This window comes from Sphingomonas sp. A2-49, from assembly GCF_025548555.1.
In the GTDB taxonomy this organism is placed as follows: Bacteria; Pseudomonadota; Alphaproteobacteria; order Sphingomonadales; family Sphingomonadaceae; genus Sphingomonas.
Genome location: NZ_JAJLPA010000014.1, coordinates 41,073 through 65,084, shown reverse-complemented (window position 1 = coordinate 65,084; position 24,012 = coordinate 41,073). Strand labels below are relative to the sequence as shown.

Below are 24,012 nucleotides of genomic sequence, written 5' to 3'. Positions count from 1 at the left end.
ATGACACCCATGCACCTCGGCCAGTCCAGCCAATTGCCCGCATCACCGCAAGAGGCGGTGCTCGATTATGTTCCCAACCCGCGGCCCGGCACGACCTATCTGGTCCGCTTCGCGGTGCCCGAATTCACGTCGCTGTGCCCGGTCACCGGCCAGCCCGATTTCGCGCATCTCGTGATCGACTATGTGCCCGGCGACACGATCGTCGAATCCAAGTCGCTGAAACTGTTCCTCGGCGCGTTCCGCAACCATGCGGGCTTTCACGAGGATTGCACGGTCGGCATCGGCCAGCGGCTGTTCGACGAGATGGCGCCGCGCTGGCTGCGGATCGGCGGCTATTGGTATCCGCGCGGCGGCATCCCGATCGACGTGTTCTGGCAATCGGCCGCACCCCCTGCCGACCTGTGGCTGCCGGATCAGGGCGTCGCCCCGTATCGCGGCCGCGGTTGACGCAGATCAAGCGGATAGTCCGGTTGCAGTGCGGCATAAAACTGCAACCTTTCGCACCGGCACGTGTTCATCATGGTGCAAGGTTACGGCTTTGCCGCAACGGCGCGTCAACGAAGGATTGGGCATGGTGACGACGGTGGCTGGCATGGCGGCGGGCGGCGACGCGATCAAGTATCTGGCGATGATCGGGAATTTCCTGCCGCGGCAGTGCGGCCTAGCGACCTTCACCACCGATGTCTACCAGGCGATGCAGGACCGTTTCCCGGATGTCCGCGTCGACGTCTATGCGATGGACGACCATCCCGGCCGCTACGATTATCCCGCGGCCGTCGTCGGCGCGATTCCCCAGCACGACCTGTCCGCCTATCTGACGACGGCGCGCACGATCGAGGCGAGCGGCGCGCAGGCGATCTGGGTGCAGCACGAATATGGTATCTACGGCGGGCCGGCGGGCGAGCACCTGCTCGCGCTGCTCGATCGCACGACGCTGCCGGTGATCGTTACGCTGCATACGGTTCTCGAAAAACCCAATGCGGACGAGCGCCGCGTGCTCGAAGGGCTGCTGCGCCGCGCCGCCAAGGTGGTGGTGATGGCCGAGCGCGGGCGCGATATCCTGCGCCGCGTCTACGGGGCCAACCCGCGCCAGATCGCGATGATCCCGCACGGCGTACCCGATCGCGCCTTCACCGATCCCGAAACGCTGAAGCCGCGGATGGGCTGGGAAGGGCGCGACGTCGTCCTGACCTTCGGCCTGCTCGCGCCGAACAAGGGCATCGAGACGATCATAGAGGCGCTGCCGACGATCGCGGAGCGGCACCCGAATCTGCTCTACGTCGTGCTCGGCGCGACGCATCCGAACCTCGTCGCGCACGAGGGCGAGGCGTATCGCGAGCGGCTGAAGGCGCTTGCCGCCGAACTGGGGGTCGGCGACAATGTCGCGTTCGTCGACGGTTTCGTCGAGCATGGCGAACTGATCGACTATCTGCAGGCGGCGGACATCTATGCCACGCCGTATCTCAATCCCGCCCAGATCACGTCGGGCACCTTGTCGTACGCAGTCGGGGTCGGCAAGGCGGTGATCTCCACCCCCTATGTCCACGCGACCGAGATCCTGGCGGACGGCCATGGCGTGCTCGTCGACTTCAAGGATGTCGCCGCGTTCGCGCGCGAGATCGACCGGCTGTTGTCGAGCGCGCGCGACCGGACCCGCCTCGCGCAGCGCGCCTACGATCGCGGCCGCACGATGATCTGGCCGCGTCTGGCCGAGGCGACGCTGCACGAGACGGAGGTCGCCGTCGCCGCCCGCCCTAGGCGGCTCGCCAAGCCGCTCGCCGGAGTGAAGGCGCTGCAACCCAATTTCGCGGCGGTCGAGCGGATGAGCGATGCGACCGGCATGCTCCAGCATTCGATCTATTCGGTCCCCGACCGGCGCCACGGCTATTGCATCGACGACAATGCGCGCGCGCTGATGCTGATGAGCGCGATGGACGATCTCGATCCCGTCGAGCGCGACAAGTGGACGACGATCTATGCGTCGTTCGTGCAATATGCGTGGAACCCCGACGAGCGGCGCTTCCGCAACTTCATGAACTTCGACCGGACGTGGTGCGAGGACGTCGGGTCCGAGGATTCGAACGGCCGTGCGATCTGGGCGCTGGGCGTGACCGCGCGCGACGGCAAGGATCCCAAGCATCGCGACTGGGCGCGCGCGATGTTCGACGCGACGGCCAGCCTGGGGCTCGACCTCGGCTCGCTGCGCGCGCAGTCGTTCGCGATGCTCGGCGCGGCGGCGATGCTGGAGGCATCGCCCGGTCACGAGCTCGCGCGATCGATCCTCGAACGCTTCCCCGACGACCAGATCGCGCTGCTCGCTGCGGCGCGGCGGCCCGAATGGGAATGGTTCGAAATCGTGCTCGCCTATGACAATGCGCGGCTGCCGCAGGCGCTGATCGTCGCGGGGCAGGCGCTCGGGCGGCAGGACCTGATCGATTGCGGGCTGGAGACGCTCGGCTGGATCGTCGCCAAGCAGACCTCGCCGGAAGGACGGTTCCGGGCGGTCGGGACGGAAAGTTTCCACCGGCCCTATGCCGATCCGTTGCAGTTCGACCAGCAGCCGCTGGAGGCGCAGGCGACGGTCGATGCGTGCATCGCCGCCTATCGCGCGACGGACGACCTGCGCTGGAAGACGGAGGCGGAGCGCGCCTATGGCTGGTATCTCGGCCAGAACGACCTCGACCTGCCGCTCGCCAGTCCGCTGGACGGGGGCTGTTTCGATGGCCTGATGCCGACCGGATTGAACCGGAACCAGGGTGCGGAGTCGATTTTGGCGCTGCAACTGGCCAGCTGCGCGATTTCGGGGCTTTCAAAGTCGGTCCAAGGCGTGGCAGGGACGTCGCGCGTCGTCGCCTAAATCCGTAGGACGTCGACGCCGCCACCGTATCCGACCGACGAGGCTACAATCGCGATGGACCTGTTTACCCACCGCTTGCGGCTTCACGCCGACCCGTCCCGCGTGGTCGTCCGCCCGTTCCACATCGCGTGGGGCGGCAAGGGCGGCGCGCCCAACCGGACCGAGCGTCTGGTCGGCGAAGTGCTGGAGATGTCGGCCGAGGAGGCGCGCGAGCAGCTCGAGACCGTGCTGAAGGATTTCGAGGCGCGCCACTGGCAGACGCGCCGGGTGTTCATGACGCGCTACGACGAGATCGAGGACCTGCTGGGACTCGACGGTCGCGACATCGGCGATGAAAAGCGCCAGCTGATCGGTGCCTATTTCTGCCACGAATACAGCTATGCCGCGGCGGCGCTGATGAACCCCAGCGCGGTGCCGCACTTCGACCAGACCGGCATGCCCGAAGGATCGATGCGCATCCTGATGAGCCTGCGTGCGGTGGGCGAGGGGCATATCTCGTCGGTCGCGTTCCGCGAGGGCATCATCACCGGCACACACGAACTGAAGCTCGCGCCCGAGCCGCCGTTCGCGACCGCGACCGACGTCGTGGGGGAGGGCGAGGAGATACCGGAGGGGCCGGTCACGGTCTGGCGGCACCGCGATTCGACGCTGTCGGGCACCGTCATCTTCCCGATCACACAGGCGCAGTCGAAGGGGCTGGAGGACCTGCGCATCGTCCATTTCCAGCATGAGGACGGCAGCTACGAATGGATCGGCACCTACACCGCCTATAACGGGTCGGTGATCCAGTCCGAACTGATGCGCACGCGCGACTTCCGGGCGTTCGATCTGGTGCCGATGTCGGGGTCCGCCGCGCGGAACAAGGGCATGGGCCTGTTCCCGCGCAAGGTCGGTGGCCAGTATATGATGATCGGGCGGCAGGACGGCGAGAATTTGTTCCTGCTGAAATCGGACACGCTGGAGCATTGGGACGAGGGCGAGAAGATCCTGGCGCCGCACTATCCCTGGGAGCTGGTACAGATCGGCAATTGCGGGCCGCCGATCGAGCTGGACGAGGGCTGGCTGCTGCTGACGCATGGCGTCGGCGCGATGCGCAAATACTCGATCGGCGCGGCGCTGCTGGACAAGGACGATCCGTCGAAGGTGATCGGCCGCACGCGCGAACCGATCCTGGCGGCGAAGGATCAGGACCGCGAGGGCTATGTCCCCAACGTCGTGTACAGCTGCGGTGCGATCCGCCACGGCGATACGCTGTTCCTGCCCTATGGCATCGCCGACAGTTCCGTGGGCTTCGCGTTCGTGCCGATCAGCGACCTGCTCGCCGCGATGGTGTGACCCCGGCGGCCGGCTGACGGGGACGGTGCGCTGGCGGGTGTCTAACGGGCCGGGGCGTCACCCCGGGCGCAGGTCGGGGTACAGCCGGGGCGGTGACGGGCGCACGGCCCGACGACCGCGTCGACGACCCTAGGTGCGGTCGTCCCTCGCCCGTTTGGCGGGGGGCAGCTGTGACAGCCTCGTCAGCAGCAGCGGTATGTCGTCGGTGATGAACGTGTCCGTCGGCACCGCGAGCCCCGACTGGAGCGCCCCGCGGACACCGGCGAATCTGTCGCGATGCTGTTCTGATGACCGTGTCACGGCTGGCCCTATGTTACGCGTAAGGCAAACCCGGCAATCACCGGCCGGGGGGGGATGGCGGGTGGTTACCGGGTTCGGGGGGATAACGGGCGACCCCCGCCGGCGTTCCCGCGTCGACCAACGGTTCGGCGCAAATCAGGCGGCGACCGACCGCCGCGTATAGCGATAGAGCGCCGCGACCAGCGCCAGGAACGCGATCGTCCCGCCGATCAGCGCGACCGGCTCGAACCCCGCCGGAGCGATCGCGAGCGGCGCGTCCGAATTGGTGGCGTAGACGAGACACGCAAAGGCGACGCCCCACAGGCTTTCGCCGACGATCATGCCGGTGGCGGTCAGCACGCCCATGCGCTTGGCGAGCTCGACGTCGGGCGCGCGCTCCGCCCAGCGATCGTAGAGCGCGCCGATCACCGCGCCGATCACCACCGGCAGCGTCACCGCCATCGGCAGGTAGACGCCGAGGCCGATCCCGAGCGGCGGCAGGCGCAGTTTGCCCAGCCGGCCGAGCGTTTCGTCCAGCGCGATCACGACGACGCCGACCGCCGCGCCATAGCCGATCATCGCCCAGTTGAGGTCGCCGCCTAGCACCCCCTTGGCCAGTGCCGAGATCAGCGCGGCCTGCGGGGCGGCCAGCGCATTGGGGCCGGCGCCGGGCGCGCCCTGGAACCCCAGCGTCGTCGCGAGCAGTTCGAGGACCGGCGGCACCACGAGGCTGCCGAAGACGACGCCGAAGATCAGCGCGACCTGCTGCTTCCACGGCGTCGCGCCGACGAGCTGGCCGGTCTTGAGATCCTGGAGATTGTCGTTCGAGATGGTGGCGACGCCGAAGACGATGCCGGTGACGATCAGCGCATAGGCGACCAGCGCCTGCGTCGTGTCCGGCCCGGCGCCGCGGCCGAACAGCCCGACCAGCATCAGCGACGCGGCGAGCACCGAAAGGATGCCGATCCCCGACACCGGGCTGTTCGACGCGCCGATCAGCCCGGCCATGTATCCGCACACCGCCGCGATCACGAGCCCGAGCACCAGTACGAACACGAGCGCGCCGAGGATCAGGACGACCGCCGATCCCTCCAGCGGCCCGCCGGCGATCACCGACCAGAGCAATGCGGCGATCGGCACCAGCGTCGCGAGGCTGACGGCGACGACGATGCCGATCGACAGGTCGCGCTCGCCGAGGGCGAGCACCGCGCCGCCGCGCTTCGCCTTGCTCGCGGCGATCGACGAGCGGATGCCGCCGAGCACCGGCCCGATGATCTTGAGCAACGTCCAGATCGCCGCGACGCCGATCACGCCGGCGCCGAGGAAGCGCACGTCGGTGCGGAACACGCCGCCCGCCCACGCCTCGATGCCGACGCCCGCCGCGGCGGGGGACAGGCCGGTCAGGATCGGCAGCGCGATCCACCAGCCGATGACGACGCCCGCGAACATCGCGAGGCCGACCGACAGGCCGACGAGATGGCCTGCGCCGATCAGCGCGAACGACAGGCCGCCCGATATGCCGGTCGCGCCCGCGCCGACGCGAAAGAAATGCGCGGCCTCTGCGACGACCAATCTGGTCTGGGTCAGCACCGCAAAGCCCGCGGAGGCGAGCGCGTTGACCACGATAAGCCGCAGGCCCCGGCCGCTTTCCGCTTCCCCTGCGCGACTGCCCGCGCCGACCATCAGCACCTCCGCCGCGGCGCGCCCCTCCGGATAGGGCAGGTCGGTATCGACCACGAGCGCGCGGCGCAGCGGCACGGAGAACATGACGCCGAGGATGCCGCCGGTCATCGTGATCCCGGCGGTCAGCAGGTACGGGAACCCCTGCCACCAGCCGATCATGACGAGGCCGGGCAGGACGAAGATGATCGCGGCGAGCGTTCCCGCCGCGGAGGCGACCGTCTGGACGATGTTGTTTTCGAGGATCGTCGCGCCGGGCAGGTAGCGCAGGATCGCCATCGAGATCACCGCGGCGGGGATCGACGTCGCGAAGGTCAGCCCGACCTTCAGCCCGAGATAGACGTTGGCCGCGGTGAACAGCAACGTGATGAGCCCGCCCAGCAGGATGCCGCGAACGGTCAGTTCGCGCATCGGGGATGCGGGGGCGGGGGCAGTGGCCATGGGAATGCGCTCTTCGCTGGTCGGTGTCGGGCCGACTGTGCACGCGGCCCGGCCTCCGGGCAATGCCATGTGGGAAAGCGAAACAAAGCTGCGCCCGCTCGACATCGCACGCCGGTTTCCGCTAGGCGGCGGCCATGAAGACCACCACACCCTTGCGCGTCGCGCTCGCCGGGCTCGGCACCGTCGGCGGCGGCGTGATCCGCCTGCTCGACACCAACCGCGATCTGATCGCCCGCCGCGCCGGCCGCCCGATCGAGGTCGTCGCCGTGTCCGCCCGCGACCGCTACAAGGACCGCGGGCTCGATCTGGCGCGCTTCGCCTGGGTCGACGACACCCGCGAACTCGCCGCGCATGACGGCGCCGACGTGGTGGTCGAGCTGATCGGCGGGTCGGACGGCCCGGCGCTGACGCTGGCCCGCGCCACGCTGGCGGCGGGCAAGGGCTTCGTGACCGCCAACAAGGCGATGCTCGCGCACCACGGCCTCGACCTCGCGCAGGCGGCGGAGCAGGCGGGCGTGCCGCTCAAGTTCGAGGCGGCGGTGGCGGGCGGCGTTCCGGTCATCAAGGGGCTGCGCGAGGGGGCGGCGGCCAACGAGATCGGCCGCGTCTACGGCATCCTCAACGGTACCTGCAATTTCATCCTGTCGAAAATGGAGGCGGAGGGCTTAGATTTCGCCGACGTGCTGCGCGAGGCGCAGGCGCTCGGCTATGCCGAGGCGGACCCCAGTTTCGACATCGACGGCGTCGATGCGGCGCATAAACTGTCGATCCTCGCCAGCATCGCCTTCGGGACGCAGCCCGCGTTCGACGACGTGTCCGCGACCGGCGTCCGCCACGTCATCGCCGCCGACATCGCCGAGGCGGCGTCGCTCGGCTACAAGGTGCGACTGGTCGGCGTCGCCGAGGCGGGCGCGGGCGGGCTGTTCCAGCGCGTCCATCCGCATCTGGTCCCGATCGACCATCCGCTGGCACACGTCACCGGATCGCTCAACGCGGTGGTGGCGGAAGGGAATTTCGTCGGCCGGCTGTTCTTCCAGGGCGCCGGCGCCGGCGACGGGCCGACCGCGAGCGCGGTGGTCGCCGACCTGATCGACATCGCGCGCGGCGAATTCGGGCCGCCCTATGCGATGCCCGCCGCCGCGCTGGTCGCCGCGCCCAAGGCGGACAGCGGCGCCCGGCGCGGCCGCGCGTACCTGCGCTTCACCGTGCAGGACAAGGTGGGCGTGCTGGCCGAGATCGCCGCGGCGATGCGCGATGCCGGCGTGTCGATCGAAAGCCTGATCCAGCGCGGGGTGACGACCGACGGCAGCGTCATCGTCGCGATCGTGACGCACGAAGGACCCGAACGCGCGGTCGCGCACGCGCTGGAGACGCTGCGCGGGTCGCAGAGTCTCGCGGGCCAGCCGATGTGGATGCACATCCTCGGTTAGGGGCGCGGATCGGGGCGCTTGTCCCTTCGTTTCCGTCACCCCGGACCGGTTGCGGCCTATGCGAGCAGAAGAAGTTTTTGCAGGGATTCAGACGCCGGTCCGGGGTGACGGTGGATGGTGCGGCGGCGGGGCCGGACAGGGGCGCCCGGTCAGGGCGCGGGCGTGACCGCCTTCGCCGGGGCCGTCGCCGGATCGTCGAGCGGGATGGCCACGCGTCCGCGCGTGTCGGGCTTGCGCGCGAAGGCGGACTTCACCGCACCCGCGAGCGCCCCCACCAGCGGCGCGATCGGCGGCCCGAAGCCGACGGTGCAGCCGCGCTGCGTCGCGGCGCAGGGCGTGCCTTCGAGCTGCAAGGCGCGCACCGCCGACAGATCCCGATTGGCGCCGCGGCCATCGACCGGTCCGGCATCGTCGGGCAGCGGCAGGCGGTTGCCGGTGTCGCCATTGCCGCAGACGACGATGTCGCCCTTGTCGTCGGGCTGGCCGCACTGCCGGGCGAGAATCGAGAAGCGCTGCGGGACCGCGGCGGGGGCGGCCTGAAGCAGGATCGCGAGCCAGATCACGGCGCGAGCTTGCGGTCGGTCGTGCCGGTCAGGCCGTTGCGGCTGCTGACCGTCACGCCGGCCATGCCGCCGCCGACGAGGAACGGGCTCAATTCTCTCACCGGGTTGGTGCGGTCGAGCAGCCGGTCGCGCTCCACCGCCACCGCCTCGTGGCGCGGATCGCCCGCGTCGTGCACGACGAAGGGCACGCGGAACCGGTCTGCGTTGCGCCGGCCGCACACGGTGATGTCGGTGGCATTCGGGTTGGTGGTGCAACGTTGGCCCGCGATCATCGTCCGCGACCGGTCGAGCAGCGCGGCGGCATCATCGGCGGGCAGGACGATCGACAACAGCAGGGCGAACATCGGGCCATCCTCCGCAATGCGCCGTTGTCGGTCAGGTCCGGCCCGAGATCAAGTGGCGATCGGCGCGAGGCCCAGCCGCGGGATCTCGATCGCCGGACAGCGGTCCATCACCACCTGCAATCCCGCCGCCTCGGCGCGCGCGGCGGCGGCATCGTCGACGACGCCGAGCTGCATCCACACCGCCTTCGCACCGATCGCGATCGCTTGATCGACGATCGGCCCCACCGCGTCGGACCGACGGAAGATATCGACGATATCGATCGGATCGCCGAGCTGGTCGAGGTCGCGGAACACGAATTCGCCGTGGACATGTTCGCCGGTAATCTGCGGATTGACCGGGATGACGCGATAGCCGTGGCGCTGGAGCGTCGCCATGACCCGGTGCGACGGGCGATCGGGGCGGTCCGACGCGCCGACCAGCGCGATCGTGCGCGCGCCGTCCAGCAGCGCCCTGATGTCGGCATCCTCGGTCAGCGGCATGTGCGTCTCCTTAGGCCAGCCAGGCGTCGACCTGTGCGGCTATGGCATGGAACGCGGTCGCATCGGCGCCGTTCCCGGCGGCGGGCGGCTGGCCTGCGTCCGACGCGGTGCGGATGCCGATCGCCAGCGGCACGCGGCCGAGGAACGGGATGCCGAGCCGTGCCGCGGTGTCCTCCGCGCCGCCATTGCCGAACGGATCCGATGCCACGCCGCAATGCGGGCAGACATAGCCCGCCATGTTCTCGACCAGCCCGATCACGGGAATGCCCGCCTTGTCGAACAGGTCGATCGCACGCGTCGCGTCGATCAGCGCCAGATCCTGCGGCGTCGACACGATGATCGCGCCCGCCGGCTTGTGCTTCTGGATCATCGTCAGCTGGACGTCGCCGGTGCCCGGCGGCAGGTCGAGCACCAGCGTGTCGGTCGCGCCCCAATCGGCATCGACCAGCTGCGTCAGCGCGCCCGCCGCCATCGGCCCGCGCCACGCGATCGCCTTGCCGGGCTCGATCAGCTGGCCCATCGACAGCATCGGCACGCCATAGGGCGTCGGCACCGGATCGAGCACCTTGTCCTTGGCGGTCGGCCGCTGGTCCTCCGCCGCCATCAGCCGCGGCTGCGACGGGCCGTAGATGTCGGCATCGACCAGCCCGACACGGCGCCCGCGCGCCTTCAGCGCGATGGCGAGATTGGCGGCGAGCGTCGACTTGCCGACGCCCCCCTTGCCGCTGGCGACCGCGATCAGGCGGCGGGCGACGCGTTCGGCGGTGACGACGACGCGCACCTCGCCGGTCCATTTTGCCGCCGCGGCGGCGCGGACGGCATCCTCCAGCGTGTCGCGCTCGCGCCCCGACAGGCCGGTCGCGTCGAGCACGATGCCGGCGCGCGCGCCCTCGAAGCGCAGCGTCGCCCGCTCTCCCGCGGCCGCACGGACCGCCGCGATCGTTACATCTTGTGTCATGCCGGGGCAGATAGGCCCGCCGCGGCGGCTTGCCACTGTTTTTCCGCGTTGGCTCTCCTATAAGGGAGGGATGACGATCCTGCCGGGCTGCAACGGGCGCCCTCCCATTCTCGCCGCCGAAACGCCGAAAGGTCCCTGGGGCCAGGGCGACGATGCCAACGGCAGCCCCGGTAGCGGCGGCCCGCGCAACCCGTGGTCGCTGCCGCCGGGCGGCCGCAAGCCGGGCGCCAAGCCGACCGCGCTCGACGATTTCCTGAAGAAGGCGCGCAATGCGGGCGGCGGCGGCGGCGGTGGCGGCGGTTTCAACGGCCTGCCCGGCGCGCCCAACGCGCGCGCACTGTGGCTGATCGGGGCGGGGATCATCCTGCTCGTCTGGGTGCTCTACACCTCGATCCACCCGATCGCGCCGCAGGAACGCGGCGTCGTGACCTATCTCGGCCGGTATTCGGGCACGCTCGATCCCGGCATCGCGATGACGCTGCCGGCGCCGATCGCTCGCGTCGTCAAGGTCGACGTGCAGAACATCCGGATCGAGAATTTCCCGGAGACGGGCTCGGAAAACCTGATGCTCACCCGCGACCAGAACATCATCGACCTCGCCTATGCGGTGCGCTGGAAGATCTCGAGCCCGCAGAACTACGTGTTCCAGATCGACAAGCCGCGCGAGACGGTGCGCGCGACCGCCGAAAGCGCGATGCGCGAGGTGGTGGCGAACGTGACGCTCGATTCGGCGCTCGGGCCGGGCCGCGCGATGATCGAGAACCAGGTGCAGGAACGGATGCAGAAGGTGCTGGACGACTATAAGTCCGGCATCGTCGTCGTCGGCGTCGGCATCAAGCAGGCCGATCCGCCCGCCCGCGTCAACGACGCGTTCAAGGACGTCACCGCCGCGCAGCAGGACGCGCAGGGCGTGCGCAACCAGGCGCAATCCTACGCCAAGCAGGTCGTGGCGCGCGCCGAGGGCGAGGCATCGCAGTTCGACAAGGTGTACGAACAGTACAAGCTCGCCCCCGAAGTGACCCGCCGCCGCATGTATTACGAGACCATGGAGGCCGTGCTGGCCAAGTCCGACAAGACGATCGTCGAACCGAGCGGCGTCGTGCCGTACCTGCCGATGGGCAATGCCCGCCGCATTCCGGACGCCGCCGCGGCGGGCCAGCCGGGGCAATCGGTCCAGCCCGCGGTGACGTCGGGAGCCGGCCAGTGACCGGCGTCTGGCGTCACCCGATCGCGCTCGGCCTCGCCGCGCTCGTCTTCGTCATCCTGCTTGCCGCGACGGTCACGATCGTGCCCGAGACGCAGCAGGCGGTGATCCTGCGCTTCGAACAGCCGGTGCGCACCGTCAACGCGTGGAAACAGGGCGAACAGTTCGGTCGCACCGGTGCGGGGCCGATCCTGCGCATCCCGTTCGTCGATCGCATGGTATGGCTCAACAAGCGCGTGCTCGACGTCGATTACGACAACCAGCAGGTGCTCTCGTCCGACCAGCTGCGGCTCGAGGTCGACGCCTATGCGCGCTTCCGCATCATCGATCCGCTGAAGGCGGTGAACGCCACCGGCAGCACGTCGCAGACCGAGACCGCGATCACCGAGGCGCTGCGCCCGTTGCTCGGCAGTTCGATCCGCAACGAGCTCGGCAACCAGCCGTTCGCGACGTTGCTCAGCCCGGAGCGCGACCGGGTGATGGACAATATCCAGGCGCGCCTGCAACGGCTCGCCAGCCAATATGGCGTCCAGATCGTCGACGTGCGGATCAAGCACGCCGACCTGCCCGACGGCAGCCCGCTCGACCGCGCGCTCGCCCGAATGGCGACGGCACGCCAGCAGCAGGCGATCACGATCCGTGCGCAGGGGCAGAAGGACGCGCAGATCATCCGCGGCGAGGCCGATGCCGCCTCGGCGCGCATCTATGCGCAGAGCTTCACCAAGGACGCCGACTTCTACGATTTCTACCGTGCGATGCAGTCGTACCGCCACACCTTCGGTGCGGACGGCGGACCGGCGCCGGGCGGCTCGACGTCGATCATCCTGTCGCCGGGAAACAGTTACTTGCGCGAATTCGAAGGCCGGGGGCGTTGATCGTCGAGGATTAGCACCCAGCTTGCCGGCGTGTGAACATTCAAGCGGCGTTCAGGCGTTTGGGTCCAGTAAGTCACCCATTCCGAACGCCCTTAACGAGAGGATTATCCCCTAGTGCGCTACGCCTACGCCATTACCAGTGCGCTTCTGCTCGGCGGCGCGACCGCCACGCTCGCCCTCCAGCCCAGCAATGCACAGCAGGCGCAGAACGAGCCGGGCGCGATCCAGGCGGCGGTGCCGCGCGGCGGCGCGCCGATGAGCTTCGCCGACATGGTCGCGAAGCTTCAGCCCGCGGTCGTCAACATCTCCACCAAGCAGACCATCGTCCAGCGGCAGGCGGCGAACCCCTTCTCGGGCACGCCGTTCGGCGAATTGTTCGGCGGCATGGGCGGGCAGGGCGGTGCGCCGGTCAAGCGCGAGGGCGCGTCGCTGGGTTCGGGCTTCCTGATCTCGCCCGACGGCTATGTCGTGACCAACAATCACGTCATCGCGCCGGGCGCAGAGGGCGCGACGGTCAATTCGATCACGGTGACCCTGTCGAACAACCGCGAATATACCGCGCGCGTGATCGGCAAGGATCAGGATTCCGATCTGGCGCTGCTCAAGATCGACGCCGCCGGCCTGCCGTTCGTCAAGTGGGGCGATTCGAGCAAGTCGCGCGTCGGCGACTGGGTGCTGGCGATCGGCGAGCCCTTCGGCCTCGGCGGCACCGTCACGGCGGGCATCATCTCGGCGATCAACCGCGTGACCGGGCAGGGCGGCGCCTACGACCGGTTCATCCAGACCGACGCGTCGATCAACCAGGGCAATTCGGGCGGCCCGATGTTCGACCTCAACGGCAACGTGATCGGGGTCAACAGCCAGATCTTCAGCCAGTCCGGCGGTAACATCGGCATCGGCTTCGCAATCCCTGCGGCGACCGCCAAGCCGATCATCGAGACGTTCATGAACGGCGGCAAGATCAGCCGCGGCTATATCGGCGTGAGCATCGGCGGCCCGGTCGACGACGACGCCGCCGCGGCGCTCGGCATCCCCAAGAATGCGGGCGAGCTTATCGCGCGCGTCGAGCCCGCCGGCCCGGCGGCGCGCGGCGGCCTGCGCGTCGGCGACGTGGTGACGAAGATCAACGGCCAGCCGGTGACCAAGGAACAGTCGCTGACCTACCTCGTCTCCAACCTCAAACCCGGCACGACCGCGCGCTTCGACGTGCTGCGCGGCGGCCAGCCGGTGAGCGTCGGCATCGCCGTCGCCACTCGGCCGTCCAACGACCAGCTGCAAAAGGCGATCCAGGGCGAGGACGACAGCGGCGGCTTCGGCGCCAATCCCGGCGCCGGGTCGGGCGACGACGGCGACGACGACACCTCGTCGGTGCCCGCATCGAGCACGGCGCCGCTGGGCCTCACCGTCCAGCCGCTGACGCCGGGCATCTCGCGCGCGATCGGCGTCGACAGCAGCGTGCAGGGCGTGGTGATCGCGACGGTCGACGCGTCGAGCGATGCGGCGGGCAAGCTGAAGCGCGCCGACGTCATCACCGCGGTCAACGGCGTGCCGGTCCGTACCGCGGTCGACTATGCGCGGGTCGTCGCGCAGGCCAAGGCGGCCGGCCGGCCGCAGGTGCTCCTGCTGGTCCAGCGCGGGCGCGGCAATCCGGCGTTCGTGCCCGTCAAGATCAAGTAGCACCAGCGCCCGGCCATCGCCGGGACGTGCACCCCAAAGGGTCGTCGCCTTCCCCGGGCGGCGGCCCTTTCCTTTTGCGCGTCCATGGCGCTAGGTCTGTCGGCAGGACCAAAGGAGCGGATATGGGCGACGGCATTTTCATCGGTCTGGGCGGCGGCACGCCGCAGGTGCTCGACCTCAGGCGCGCCAATCGCCACGGGCTGATCGCGGGCGCGACCGGCACCGGCAAGACGGTGACGTTGCAGGGCATCATCGAGGGATTCAGCCGGATCGGCGTGCCGAGCTTCGTCGCCGACGTGAAGGGCGACCTGTCGGGCCTCGCCATGGCCGGATCGCCACAGGCGAAGACGCATGCCGCCTTCGCCGCCCGCGCCGCGGAAATCGGCGACACCGACTGGGTCTATGCCGACAATCCGGTGCAATTCTGGGACCTGTACGGCGAACAGGGCCATCCGATCCGCACCACGGTCAGCGAGATGGGGCCGCTGCTGCTGTCGCGGCTGATGGACCTCAACGAGGTGCAGGAGGGCGTTATGACGATCGCCTTCCACGTCGCCGACAAGGACGGGCTGCTGCTGATCGACCTCGACGACCTCCAGGCGATGCTGGCGCATTGCGCGGATCGGGCCGACGAACTGACCACGACCTACGGCAACGTGTCGAAACAGTCGATAGGCGCGATCCAGCGCTCCCTGCTCCAGCTGCGCACGCAGGGGGGCGAGCATTTCTTCGGCGAACCCGCGCTGGAAATGGACGACTTCATCCGCACAGACGACAGGGGCAGGGGGATCGTCAACGTGCTGGCGGCCGACAAGCTGATGGCCGCCCCCAAGCTCTACAGCACGTTCCTGCTGTGGCTGATGAGCGAATTGTTCGAGCATCTGCCCGAGGTCGGCGACCCTGAAAAGCCCAAGCTCGTCTTCTTCTTCGACGAGGCGCATCTGCTGTTCGACGAGGCGCCCAAGGCGCTGCTCGACAAGATCGAACAGGTCGTGCGGCTGATCCGGTCCAAGGGCGTCGGCGTCTATTTCATCACGCAGAACCCGATCGACATCCCCGATACGGTGGCGGGCCAACTCGGCAACCGGGTCCAGCATGCGCTCCGCGCCTTCACCCCGCGCGACCAGGCGGCGGTGCGGTCCGCGGCGGAAACGTTCCGCGCCAACCCCGGTGTCGACGTCGCCACCGCGATCACCGAGCTGAAGGTCGGCGAGGCGCTGGTGTCGCTGCTCCAGCCGGACGGATCGCCGTCGCCGGTCGAGCGCACGCTCATCAAGCCGCCCGCCAGTCGCGTCGGCCCGGTGACGCCGCAGGAGCGCGGCGTGATGATCCAGACCGATGCGGTCGGCGACAAATACGACACCGCGGTCGATCGCGAATCGGCGGAGGAGATGCTCGCCGCCAAGACGCAGGAGGCCGCCGCCGCCGCCGCCGCCGCGCGCGCCGCGACCGACGCCGAAAAGGCCGCGGCGGTACAGGCCAAGGAGGATGCGCGCGTCGCCAAGGAGGCCGCGCGCACCCAGGCCGCGCAGGCGAGGGCCGACGCGCAGGCGCAGCGCGCGGCGGACCGCGAGGCGGCGAATTCGCCCTGGACCAAGGCGGTCGGCTCCGCCACCCGCGCGGCCAGTTCGTCGATCGGACGACAGGTGGCCAACGAGATCGGCAAGCAGGTGTTCGGTGGCGGATCGCGGCGCGGATCGTCGGGCGGCGGGCTGGTCGGCACCGTGCTGCGTAGCGTGCTGGGCAATCTGATGCGGCGGTGAGGCGGGCGGGGACGACGCCCACCGCCCGGCTCGACAATGGCGCCGGGCGGGCTCACAAGGTCGGGATCAACGGAGCCCGATCATGTCCCTTGACGACCACAGCATCAGCGACTGGACCGCGGCCGGCGAGGCCGAACTCGACGATATCGTCACGCTGCGCCGGGCGATCCATGCGGAACCCGAACTCGGCCTCGACTGTGCGCTGACCACCGCGAAGATCAAGGCCGCGCTCGCCGGCCTGCCGCTCGACTATCACGAGGGTCCGTCGACCAGCGGACTGATCGCGATCCTGCGCGGACAGGACGGGGGCAACGGCCGGACCGTGCTGCTGCGCGGCGACATGGATGCGCTGGCGATGCAGGAGGAGACCGGGCTGCCGTTCGCGAGCACGGTCCCCGGCCGCATGCATGCCTGCGGCCACGATTCGCACACGGCGATGCTGGTCGGTGCGGCGCGCGCGCTGTCCGCGCGGCGCGACCAACTGCCCGGTAACGTCGTCTTCATGTTCCAGCCCGGCGAGGAGGGACATCATGGCGCGCGCTTCATGATCGACGACGGGCTGCTCGACATCGCCGCGCCCGACGCCGCCTTCGCGCTGCACATCACCCCCAACGCGCCCGCCGGGACCGTCATCACGCGCAGCGGGTCGATCATGGCGTCGGCGGACACGCTGCACGTCGTGATCCGCGGCGCCGGCGGCCATGCCGCGATGCCGCACGACTGCATCGATCCGGTGCCGGTCGCCTGCGAGATCGTCACCGCGCTCCAGACCTTCGTCGCGCGGCGTATCGCGGTCACCGATCCCGCGGTGCTGTCGATCACCAAGATCGAGGCGGGATCGGCGCACAACATCATCCCCGGCGAGGTACGGATGCTCGGCACGTTGCGGACGTTGTCCGAGGCGACGCGCGACACGATGCACGCCGCCTTTCGCCGGATCGCCGAGAACATCGCCGCGGCGCATGGCGCGACCGCGGAAGCCTGGATCGACACCGGCTATCCGGTGACCGTCAACGATCCGCGCGGTGCCGCGTTGGTCGAGGCGGTGGCGGACGATCTGGGCGCGGCTTTCGCGCGGATGCCGCAGCCGATGATGGGGGCGGAGGATTTCTCCTACGTCCTGCGCCGCTATCCCGGCGCGTTCGCGTTCCTGGGCGTCGCGCCGGCGGGCAGCGACCCCGCGACCAACCCGCCGCTCCACAATACGCGCATGACGATCGAGGAATCGGTGATGGCGCGCGGCGTCGCGATCCATTGCGCGGTCGCGACGCGCTACCTGGAGCGCGGGTTCGACTGACCCGCGCCCCGGCGTCGGCGCGCCCTATGCCTTGATGAGCCCGATCTCGACCAGCCGCTGGTGGAGATAGTCGTGCGCCGTGATCGGCTCGGGGTAGCGGTTCGGGTTTTCCGCGGTGATCGTCTGCGGCAGCGTCTCGATCAGGAAATCGGGCGCCGGATGCAGGAAGAAGGGCATCGAATAGCGCGAATGGCCGCGCCGTTCGGGCGGCGGGTTGACGACGCGGTGCGTCGTCGAGGGCAGGACGTGGTTGGTCAGCCGTTGCAGCATGTCGCCGACGTTGACCACCATCGCGCCTTCGGGCGGCTTGATCGCCAGCCAGCGCCCGTTGGCGCGGTCGAGTAATTCGAGTCCGGCCTCCTCGGCACCGAGCAGCAGCGTGATGAGGTTGATGTCCTCGTGCGCGCCGGCGCGGACCCCCTCGGCATCCGCGGGGATCGGCGGATAGTGGAGCAGGCGCAGCACCGAATTGCCGTCCTTCACCGCGGGATCGAACCAGTCCGGATCGAGCTTCAGGTGGCGCGCGATCGCCGACAGCAGCCGGTCGCCGGCGCGATCGAACGCGGTGAACAGTTCGAGGAACGTGTCCCTGAACCCCTCCGGCCGCGTCGGCCAGATGTTGGGCGACATGCTGTCGGCAAAGCGGTGACCCGCCGGCAGTTCGCGGCCGACGTGCCAGAATTCCTTCAGGTCGACGTGGCTGGCGTCCTTCGCGATCTCCGTCTTGAACGGGGTGTAGCCGCGCGCGCCGCCACCGCCCGCGACGAAATAGCCGCGCTTTTCCGCTTCGGGGCGCGCGAACAGTTCCTCGGTCTCGCGCCACGCGCGCTCGATCAGCGGCTGCGGCACGCCGTGGTCGGCGACGATCGCGAAGCCGTAGCGTTCGAACGATTCGCCGAAGGCGGCGGCGAAACCGTCGGGGTCGTGCTCCTGGTCGGCGAGGCTGAGCGTCGGGACCTGGGCGGAAGGGGTGTCGAGCATAAGGGCCATCCGTTTGATGAAGCGGGCAGTATAGGCGGGCGCGCGGGCCACGTCATGTGTCTCGTCGCCACGGCAGGATTCGGCGGCGAAAATGGCAGAATGACGTGCCTTTCACCGTGTCGGGACGCCGCCGGGCCATCGACTCGGCGCGGCCCGCTGCCGGTTGGCCGCGGTAGCGGTACCCACGCACTTGTGGTGAACGGCGGATTGCAGGCACACACTCGGCGTCTGGGGCGCGGTGGGGCTGCGAGCAGGACGATCGAAATCAGTCGCATCCGGCGGGGCCGGGTACGGCGCATTGTGTTGGGGTCCGATGAACAGCTTCGCCCGTACTGCTTCCTCCTTCGGTTCGCGCCTTCGCGCCCTCTTCGCCACCCGCGACGTCCTGATCCACGACGGCCGGTCGCTGCGCCGGATCAGCATCACGGGCCGCCGCCAGGCCGCCGCCGCCGCGATCGGCGCGCTGACCATCGGGTTTTCGGGCTATGGCGCGGCACAGGCGGCGCAGGTCGTCGCGGCGCCGGTCGATACGCGGATCGCGCACATGGCGCGCCAGATCGACGCGATGCAGGCGCGCGTGAGCGACATCCGCCACGTCGCCAAGGCGCATGCGGAGCGCGTCGAGCAGCGCCAGGCGCTCATCACCGCCGCGCTGACCGGCAAGGGCGACGAGGCCGAGCTGGCGCTGGCGACGCTGGCGATCGATCCCACCCGCGATCGCCTCGCCGCCGACGTCGTCAAGCCACTGGTCAAGGTCGAGGGGCGTCAGGCGCAGCTCGCCGATGCGGCGCAGCAGGTCGTCGACCGGCGCCTCGCGCAGACCAACGCCACGCTCAGGAAGCTCGGGGTCGCCGGTCGCGTCGCGAAGGGCGGCATGGGCGGCCCGATGCTCGACGCCAACGGTGCCGAGGCGCAGGCCGACCTGAAGGCCGACGCGCAGTTCCGTACGCTGTTCCAGAGCTGGAAGAAGCTCGACACGCTCCAGCAGGGCGCGATCGCCATCCCGTCGGTGCAGCCGGTCCAGCACCTGCAATTCACCAGCAATTTCGGGATCCGCTCCGATCCGTTCCGCGGCACCGCCGCGATGCACGCCGGCGTCGACATCCCCGGCCCGGTCGGCACGCCGATCTATGCCACCGCCGACGGCATCATCGATCACGCCGCGCGGCAGGGCGGCTATGGCAACATGGTCGAGATCAACCACGGCAAGGGCATCGCCACCCGCTACGGCCATCTGTCGAAGATCCTCGTGGCCGACGGTGCGCGCGTCACCCGTGGCCAGCTGATTGCGCTGATGGGCTCGACCGGCCGCTCGACCGGCCCGCACCTCCATTACGAGGTCCGCATCGACGGCCATGCGGTCAACCCGATCCCGTTCCTGACCACCGCGGACTATCTGCTCGCGTCGCAGGACCGCGCGGTCCACGCGATCCCGGTGTCGACCGACGGGCCCGCCGCGCAGGACTGATCCGACGCGAGTCGACGATGGGTGGCATCCGTCCCCGGGATCGACGAACGGGCGGGATCTGAACGACATTTCCGATCCCGGCCGAGATCCTGGACAAGCTTTGGGATGTACGCCGCGGTCGGAGTGGGCGGGCGTTTGCGCGACCCTTTCGTCACCGTAGGCGCTGGGACCGGTCTGGGGTGACCATACCGCCGTTAGAGTGCCGACTCCTCGCGCCCCAAGCCCGATAGTCGGACCCTGACGCCGCCATTGCGCGCCGCCATCGATGGTTGCCCCGCCCTCGCGCCGCGCCTATCTCATCGTCATGGCCACACTCGCCCCAGACATCATGCTCACGCCCGCCGCGGCGGCGCGCGTCGCCGCGATCGCCGGCAAACAGAACAAGCCTGCGATCCTGCGCCTGTCGGTCGACGGCGGCGGCTGTTCCGGTTTCCAGTACAAGTTCGGTTTCGCCGACGCGCCGGAGGGCGACGACACCGTGGCCGAAACGGACGGCGTACGGCTGGTGGTCGACAGCGTCAGCCTCGACCTCGTCCGCGGTTGCCAGGTCGATTACGTCGAATCGCTCGGCGGCGCGGCGTTTCGCGTGGAGAACCCCAATGCCGCGTCGGGCTGCGGCTGCGGCTCCAGCTTTGCGATCTGACGGTTGAAGCTCGTCACCTACAACGTCAACGGCATCAAGGCCCGGTTGCCGCGACTGATCGAATATCTCACCGAGGCACAGCCCGACATCGTCTGCCTGCAGGAAATCAAGTGCAGCGACGACACCTTCCCGGCGGCGGACATCGAGGCTGCGGGCTATGGCGTGGTGTGGCACGGCCAGAAGGGGTTCAACGGCGTCGCCGTGCTCGCGCGGGGACGGACGCCGGTCGAGCGTCAGCGCGGCCTCGACGGCGAGGCGGAGGACGAGCATAGCCGCTACCTGGAATGCGATGTCGACGGGCTGGTCGTGGCGTCGATCTACCTGCCCAACGGCAATCCGCAGCCCGGCCCCAAGTTCGATTACAAGCTGCGCTGGATGGAGCGGCTCGCGCGGCGGGCACAGGCGCTGCTCGCGGACGAGGTGCCGACCGTACTGATGGGCGATTACAACGTCATCCCGAACGACGACGATACCTTTTCCGTCGCCGCCATGGCGGACGATGCGCTGATGCAGCCGGAAAGCCGCGCGGCCTATCGCCGGCTGCTGGCGCAGGGGTGGACCGACGCATTGCGGACGCGCCGGCCCGGCGGCGGCGTATGGACGTTCTGGGATTATCAGGCCGGCGCGTGGCAGCGCGACGCGGGTTTCCGCATCGATCACCTGCTGCTCAGCCCGCAGGCCGCCGACCGGCTGGTCGATGCCGGCGTCGACAAGGACTATCGCGGCCGGGAAAAGGCGAGCGACCACGCCCCGACCTGGGTCCGCCTGACGTGAGGCGAATCCTCGCGGCGGTGCTGACGCTGGCGGCGTCGCCCGCGTTGGCGCAGGAACGCGAATATTGCCCCGAACGGCCGGGTCTCGATACGCCGGCGTGCATCGTCGACCGCGGCCGCGTGTCGGTCGAGACGTCGCTGCTCGACTGGACGCTCGACCGCCAGCCAAACAGTCGGACCGACACCATCCTGATCGGCGACACGCTGGTGCGCGTGGGCGTCGACGACACGGTCGAGGCGCGGATCGGCTGGACACCCTATGGCCACCAGCGCGTCCGCGATCGCCAGACCGGCGCAGTCGATGCCGTCGGGCAGAGCGGCGACGTATCGTTCGGACTGAAGGCGTCGCTGCACAATCCCGACGGCAGCGGGCTGTCGGTCGCGGCGCTGCCCTATGTCACGCTGCCGGTCGGCGGCAGCCGCATCGGCGGGGGTGCGGTGGGGGCGGGGCTGCTGATCCCCGTGACCTATGCGCTGGGCGACACGGTCCAGCTCGACGCCACGCCCGAGATCGATGCCCAGCCCAACGCGGAACGATCGGGCCGCCACCTGCGCTACAGCGTGGCGGGCGGTGCCACGGTGGAGTTGACCAAGTCGCTGTCGGCCGCGCTGGAGGGACAGGTGATCCGCGACCGGGATCCCGACGATCGCACGACGCAGACCTTCGCGGCGGTGTCGCTGGCATGGCAGGCGCGCGACGACCTGCAACTCGACGCGATCTGCGTGGCCGGGCTGAACGCCGCCGCGCCCGACGTCCAGCTCGCCTTCGGCGTGTCGCGCCGCTTCTGACGCGGGGCCTCTGGATCGCGGCCGCAGGCGGGTGTATCGCCGCGGCCATACACATCCGGAAGGCCATCGCCCCATGACGCGTACCGCTCTGTTCCTCGCCACCACCCTGCTCGCCGGCACCGCGGTCGACGCGCAGGTCAAGCCCGCCGGGGTCGATCCGACCGCGATCGACCGGACGGTCAAGCCTGGCGACGATTTCGAACAATATGCCAATGGCGCCTGGCGCGCCCGGACCGAGATTCCGGCGGACCGATCGTCGGTCGGCATCTTCCTCACCGTGTCGAAGATCGCCGAGGACCGCAGCGCCGCAATCGTCGCCGATGCCGCCCGCGCGCAGGACAGGCCCGGCGGCGACCAGCGCCGCATCGCCGATTACTACGCCGCCTACATGGATGGCGCCGGGATCGAGGCGCGCGGCATCGCCCCGCTCAGGCCCGCGTTCGCGGCGATCGACGGCGTGCGCGACCGGACCGCGCTGTCGCGGATGCTGGGCGCAAACACCCGCGTCGACGTCGATCCGCTCAACGCGACCGATTTCAAGACGGGCAACCTTTTTGGCCTGTTCGTGACGCAGGCGTTCGACCAGCCCACGAAGACGGTGCCCTATGTCCTGCAAGGCGGGCTCGGCATGCCCGACCGCGACTATTACCTGTCCGACACCGCAGCGATGAAGGAGGTGCGCGACGCCTATCGCACCTATGTGACGACGCTGTTCCGCCTCGCCGGCTTCGACCGGCCCGAGGCGCGCGCGGGCCGCGTCCTCGACCTCGAAACGAAGATCGCGCGCGCGCAGGTCGACCTCGTCACCAGCCAGGACGCGCACAAGGCGGACAATCCGTGGAAGGCGGCGGACTTCGCGACCAGGGCGCCCGGCATCGACTGGGCGGCGTTCTGGCCCGCCGCGCGGCTGGGGCGGCAGCAGGATTTCATCGTCTGGCAGCCGGGTGCGATCACCGGCCTGTCCGCGCTGGTCGCCAGCGAGCCGCTGGACGCGTGGCAGGACTGGCTGCGTTTCCATCGCATCGATGCGGTCACCGCGGTGCTGCCGCGCGCGTTCGACGAGGCGAGCTTCGCCTTTCACGGCAAGGCGCTGAGCGGCACGCCGCAACAGCGTCCGCGCGACAAGCGGGGGCTCGACGCGGTCAACGGCGCGCTCGGCGATGCCATCGGCCGTATCTACGTCCAGCGTTATTTCCCGGCGTCGTCGAAGGCGGACATCCAGCAGATGGTGGAGGGGATGCTGAAGGCGTTCGACACGCGCGTCGCCGGCCTCGCCTGGATGAAGCCCGCGACCAAGGCGGAGGCGCGCAGGAAGATCGAGACGATGATCGTCGGCATCGGCTATCCCGACCGCTGGGCCGATTACGGCGCGCTCTCGATCCGCGCGGACGATCCGGTCGGCAATGCCGAGCGTGCCGAGCTCGCCAACACCGAACGCCAGCTCGCCAAGATCGGCCGGCCGGTCGACCGCCGCGAATGGTGGCTGACGCCGCAGACGGTGAACGCGCTCAACCTGCCGATGCAGAATGCGCTGAACTTCCCGGCGGCGATCCTCGAAGCGCCCTTCTATGATCCGAAGCGCGACGCCGCCGCCAATTACGGCGCGATCGGCGCGGTGATCGGGCATGAGATCAGCCACGGGTTCGACAATCTCGGTGCCGACTTCGACGCCGCCGGGCGGCTGCGCAACTGGTGGACGGCGCAGGATCTCGCGCGGTTCGAGGCACAGGGTCAGGCGCTGGTCGCGCAATATGACGCCTATGAGGCGCTGCCGGGGCTGCACGTCAACGGCAAGCAGACGCTGGGCGAGAATATCGCCGACGTCGCCGGGCTGACCGCCGCGCTCGACGCCTATCACGCCTCGCTCGGCGGCAAGCCCGCGCCGGTGATCGGCGGCATGACCGGCGACCAGCGCCTGTTCCTGTCGTTCGCGCAGACCTGGGCCTCCAAGTTCCGCGACAGGGCGCTGCGCGCGCGGGTGCAGGGCGACGTCCATGCCCCGGCCCGCTTCCGCGCACAGACGGTGCGCAATCTCGACGGCTGGTATGCGGCGTTCGGCGTGAAGCCGGGCGATGCGCTGTACCTCGCGCCCGACAAGCGCGTGCAGGTCTGGTAGGGGACAGCTACCCACGGTCGCCCGGGCCGCTTATACCCCCTCGCAACATCGAGGGGGTC

General features: G+C 69.5%; 21 protein-coding genes. 14 read left to right on the top strand and 7 right to left on the bottom strand.

What is annotated here, in order from left to right; all coding sequences use genetic code 11:
* From queF to LPN01_RS12120, 3 genes are all read left to right on the top strand, one after another.
* Nucleotides 1-447 (top strand): preQ(1) synthase, encoded by a 447-nt coding sequence (gene queF / locus LPN01_RS12130; protein WP_262828681.1) that lies wholly within the window; start codon nt 1-3, stop codon nt 445-447.
* Nucleotides 448-571: 124 nt separating this feature from the next.
* Complete coding sequence (locus tag LPN01_RS12125) at nt 572-2,857, top strand: glycosyltransferase family 4 protein (RefSeq protein ID WP_262828680.1); 2,286 nt, start codon at nt 572-574, stop codon at nt 2,855-2,857.
* Between the two features lie 54 nt (nt 2,858-2,911).
* Nucleotides 2,912-4,192, top strand: a complete 1,281-nt coding sequence (locus LPN01_RS12120) for a glycoside hydrolase family 130 protein (protein WP_262828679.1) — start codon at nt 2,912-2,914, stop codon at nt 4,190-4,192.
* Nucleotides 4,193-4,321: 129 nt separating this feature from the next.
* On the opposite strand, the gene LPN01_RS12115 is transcribed toward LPN01_RS12120, so the two are convergent.
* A complete protein-coding gene (locus LPN01_RS12115; RefSeq protein ID WP_262828678.1) occupies nt 4,322-4,492 on the bottom strand; it encodes a hypothetical protein in 171 nt (56 codons plus the stop codon).
* Nucleotides 4,493-4,627: 135 nt separating this feature from the next.
* On the bottom strand, nt 4,628-6,592 hold the full coding sequence (locus tag LPN01_RS12110) for an OPT family oligopeptide transporter (RefSeq protein ID WP_262828677.1): 1,965 nt from the start codon (nt 6,590-6,592) through the stop codon (nt 4,628-4,630).
* 134 nt (nt 6,593-6,726) lie between these two features.
* On the opposite strand from LPN01_RS12110, the gene LPN01_RS12105 reads away from it, so the two are divergent.
* Nucleotides 6,727-8,022: a homoserine dehydrogenase gene (locus LPN01_RS12105; RefSeq protein ID WP_262828676.1), complete on the top strand. Its 1,296-nt coding sequence runs from the start codon at nt 6,727-6,729 to the stop codon at nt 8,020-8,022.
* A 149-nt stretch (nt 8,023-8,171) separates the two neighbouring features.
* Here LPN01_RS12105 and LPN01_RS12100 read toward each other — a convergent pair whose 3' ends face one another.
* The 4 genes from LPN01_RS12100 to LPN01_RS12085 are packed head-to-tail and all read right to left on the bottom strand — an operon-like array spanning nt 8,172 to nt 10,367.
* On the bottom strand, nt 8,172-8,585 hold the full coding sequence (locus LPN01_RS12100; RefSeq protein ID WP_262828675.1) for a hypothetical protein: 414 nt from the start codon (nt 8,583-8,585) through the stop codon (nt 8,172-8,174).
* A complete protein-coding gene (locus LPN01_RS12095; protein ID WP_262828674.1) occupies nt 8,582-8,929 on the bottom strand; it encodes a hypothetical protein in 348 nt (115 codons plus the stop codon). The genes LPN01_RS12100 and LPN01_RS12095 overlap by 4 nt, the downstream gene beginning before the upstream one ends.
* Before the next feature lie 48 nt (nt 8,930-8,977).
* Nucleotides 8,978-9,409: a CoA-binding protein gene (locus LPN01_RS12090; RefSeq protein WP_262828673.1), complete on the bottom strand. Its 432-nt coding sequence runs from the start codon at nt 9,407-9,409 to the stop codon at nt 8,978-8,980.
* 10 nt (nt 9,410-9,419) lie between these two features.
* Entirely contained in the window at nt 9,420-10,367 is a 948-nt protein-coding gene (locus tag LPN01_RS12085) for an Mrp/NBP35 family ATP-binding protein (protein WP_262828672.1), read from the bottom strand.
* 70 nt (nt 10,368-10,437) lie between these two features.
* On the opposite strand from LPN01_RS12085, the gene hflK reads away from it, so the two are divergent.
* The 5 genes from hflK (at nt 10,438) to LPN01_RS12060 (ending at nt 17,183) form a co-directional block, all read left to right on the top strand.
* Entirely contained in the window at nt 10,438-11,574 is a 1,137-nt protein-coding gene (hflK, locus tag LPN01_RS12080) for an FtsH protease activity modulator HflK (protein WP_262828671.1), read from the top strand.
* Entirely contained in the window at nt 11,571-12,446 is an 876-nt protein-coding gene (gene hflC, locus LPN01_RS12075; protein ID WP_262828670.1) for a protease modulator HflC, read from the top strand. The genes hflK and hflC overlap by 4 nt, the downstream gene beginning before the upstream one ends.
* 114 nt (nt 12,447-12,560) lie before the next feature.
* Nucleotides 12,561-14,123, top strand: coding sequence for a Do family serine endopeptidase (locus LPN01_RS12070; protein WP_262828669.1), 1,563 nt, complete (start codon nt 12,561-12,563; stop codon nt 14,121-14,123).
* A 122-nt stretch (nt 14,124-14,245) separates the two neighbouring features.
* Nucleotides 14,246-15,886, top strand: a complete 1,641-nt coding sequence (locus LPN01_RS12065; protein ID WP_262828668.1) for a DUF853 domain-containing protein — start codon at nt 14,246-14,248, stop codon at nt 15,884-15,886.
* Between the two features lie 82 nt (nt 15,887-15,968).
* A complete protein-coding gene (locus tag LPN01_RS12060) occupies nt 15,969-17,183 on the top strand; it encodes a M20 family metallopeptidase (protein WP_262828667.1) in 1,215 nt (404 codons plus the stop codon).
* Between the two features lie 24 nt (nt 17,184-17,207).
* Here the strand turns inward: LPN01_RS12060 and LPN01_RS12055 are convergent, their stop codons facing one another.
* Nucleotides 17,208-18,164 carry an isopenicillin N synthase family dioxygenase gene (locus LPN01_RS12055; protein WP_262828666.1) on the bottom strand — a complete coding sequence of 319 codons (957 nt, stop codon included), beginning with the start codon at nt 18,162-18,164 and terminating at the stop codon, nt 17,208-17,210.
* Nucleotides 18,165-18,477: 313 nt separating this feature from the next.
* On the opposite strand from LPN01_RS12055, the gene LPN01_RS12050 reads away from it, so the two are divergent.
* The 5 genes from LPN01_RS12050 to LPN01_RS12030 all read left to right on the top strand — a co-directional run bounded on the left by LPN01_RS12050 (nt 18,478) and on the right by LPN01_RS12030 (nt 23,953).
* The gene (locus LPN01_RS12050; protein WP_262828665.1) at nt 18,478-19,632 is read left to right on the top strand and encodes a M23 family metallopeptidase; all 1,155 of its coding nucleotides are present in this window, start codon (nt 18,478-18,480) and stop codon (nt 19,630-19,632) included.
* Between the two features lie 304 nt (nt 19,633-19,936).
* On the top strand, nt 19,937-20,275 hold the full coding sequence (gene erpA, locus LPN01_RS12045) for an iron-sulfur cluster insertion protein ErpA (protein ID WP_262828705.1): 339 nt from the start codon (nt 19,937-19,939) through the stop codon (nt 20,273-20,275).
* A gap of 3 nt (nt 20,276-20,278) precedes the next feature.
* Entirely contained in the window at nt 20,279-21,049 is a 771-nt protein-coding gene (xth, locus tag LPN01_RS12040) for an exodeoxyribonuclease III (protein WP_262828664.1), read from the top strand.
* On the top strand, nt 21,046-21,837 hold the full coding sequence (locus LPN01_RS12035) for a transporter (RefSeq protein ID WP_262828663.1): 792 nt from the start codon (nt 21,046-21,048) through the stop codon (nt 21,835-21,837). Before xth ends, LPN01_RS12035 begins: the two co-directional genes overlap by 4 nt.
* A 73-nt stretch (nt 21,838-21,910) precedes the next feature.
* On the top strand, nt 21,911-23,953 hold the full coding sequence (locus LPN01_RS12030; RefSeq protein WP_262828662.1) for a M13 family metallopeptidase: 2,043 nt from the start codon (nt 21,911-21,913) through the stop codon (nt 23,951-23,953).
* Nucleotides 23,954-24,012: the final 59 nt, after the last annotated feature.

What these genes read in the sequence shown, in the direction of transcription:
- queF (WP_262828681.1), top strand. Translation starts at nt 1, where the DNA reads ATGACACCCATGCACCTCGGCCAGTCCAGCCAATTGCCCGCATCACCG.
- LPN01_RS12125 (WP_262828680.1), top strand. Translation starts at nt 572, where the DNA reads ATGGTGACGACGGTGGCTGGCATGGCGGCGGGCGGCGACGCGATCAAG.
- LPN01_RS12120 (WP_262828679.1), top strand. Translation starts at nt 2,912, where the DNA reads ATGGACCTGTTTACCCACCGCTTGCGGCTTCACGCCGACCCGTCCCGC.
- LPN01_RS12110 (WP_262828677.1), bottom strand. Translation starts at nt 6,592, where the DNA reads ATGGCCACTGCCCCCGCCCCCGCATCCCCGATGCGCGAACTGACCGTT.
- LPN01_RS12105 (WP_262828676.1), top strand. Translation starts at nt 6,727, where the DNA reads ATGAAGACCACCACACCCTTGCGCGTCGCGCTCGCCGGGCTCGGCACC.
- LPN01_RS12095 (WP_262828674.1), bottom strand. Translation starts at nt 8,929, where the DNA reads ATGTTCGCCCTGCTGTTGTCGATCGTCCTGCCCGCCGATGATGCCGCC.
- LPN01_RS12090 (WP_262828673.1), bottom strand. Translation starts at nt 9,409, where the DNA reads ATGCCGCTGACCGAGGATGCCGACATCAGGGCGCTGCTGGACGGCGCG.
- LPN01_RS12085 (WP_262828672.1), bottom strand. Translation starts at nt 10,367, where the DNA reads ATGACACAAGATGTAACGATCGCGGCGGTCCGTGCGGCCGCGGGAGAG.
- hflK (WP_262828671.1), top strand. Translation starts at nt 10,438, where the DNA reads ATGACGATCCTGCCGGGCTGCAACGGGCGCCCTCCCATTCTCGCCGCC.
- LPN01_RS12065 (WP_262828668.1), top strand. Translation starts at nt 14,246, where the DNA reads ATGGGCGACGGCATTTTCATCGGTCTGGGCGGCGGCACGCCGCAGGTG.
- LPN01_RS12060 (WP_262828667.1), top strand. Translation starts at nt 15,969, where the DNA reads ATGTCCCTTGACGACCACAGCATCAGCGACTGGACCGCGGCCGGCGAG.
- LPN01_RS12055 (WP_262828666.1), bottom strand. Translation starts at nt 18,164, where the DNA reads ATGCTCGACACCCCTTCCGCCCAGGTCCCGACGCTCAGCCTCGCCGAC.
- LPN01_RS12050 (WP_262828665.1), top strand. Translation starts at nt 18,478, where the DNA reads ATGAACAGCTTCGCCCGTACTGCTTCCTCCTTCGGTTCGCGCCTTCGC.
- erpA (WP_262828705.1), top strand. Translation starts at nt 19,937, where the DNA reads ATGGCCACACTCGCCCCAGACATCATGCTCACGCCCGCCGCGGCGGCG.
- LPN01_RS12030 (WP_262828662.1), top strand. Translation starts at nt 21,911, where the DNA reads ATGACGCGTACCGCTCTGTTCCTCGCCACCACCCTGCTCGCCGGCACC.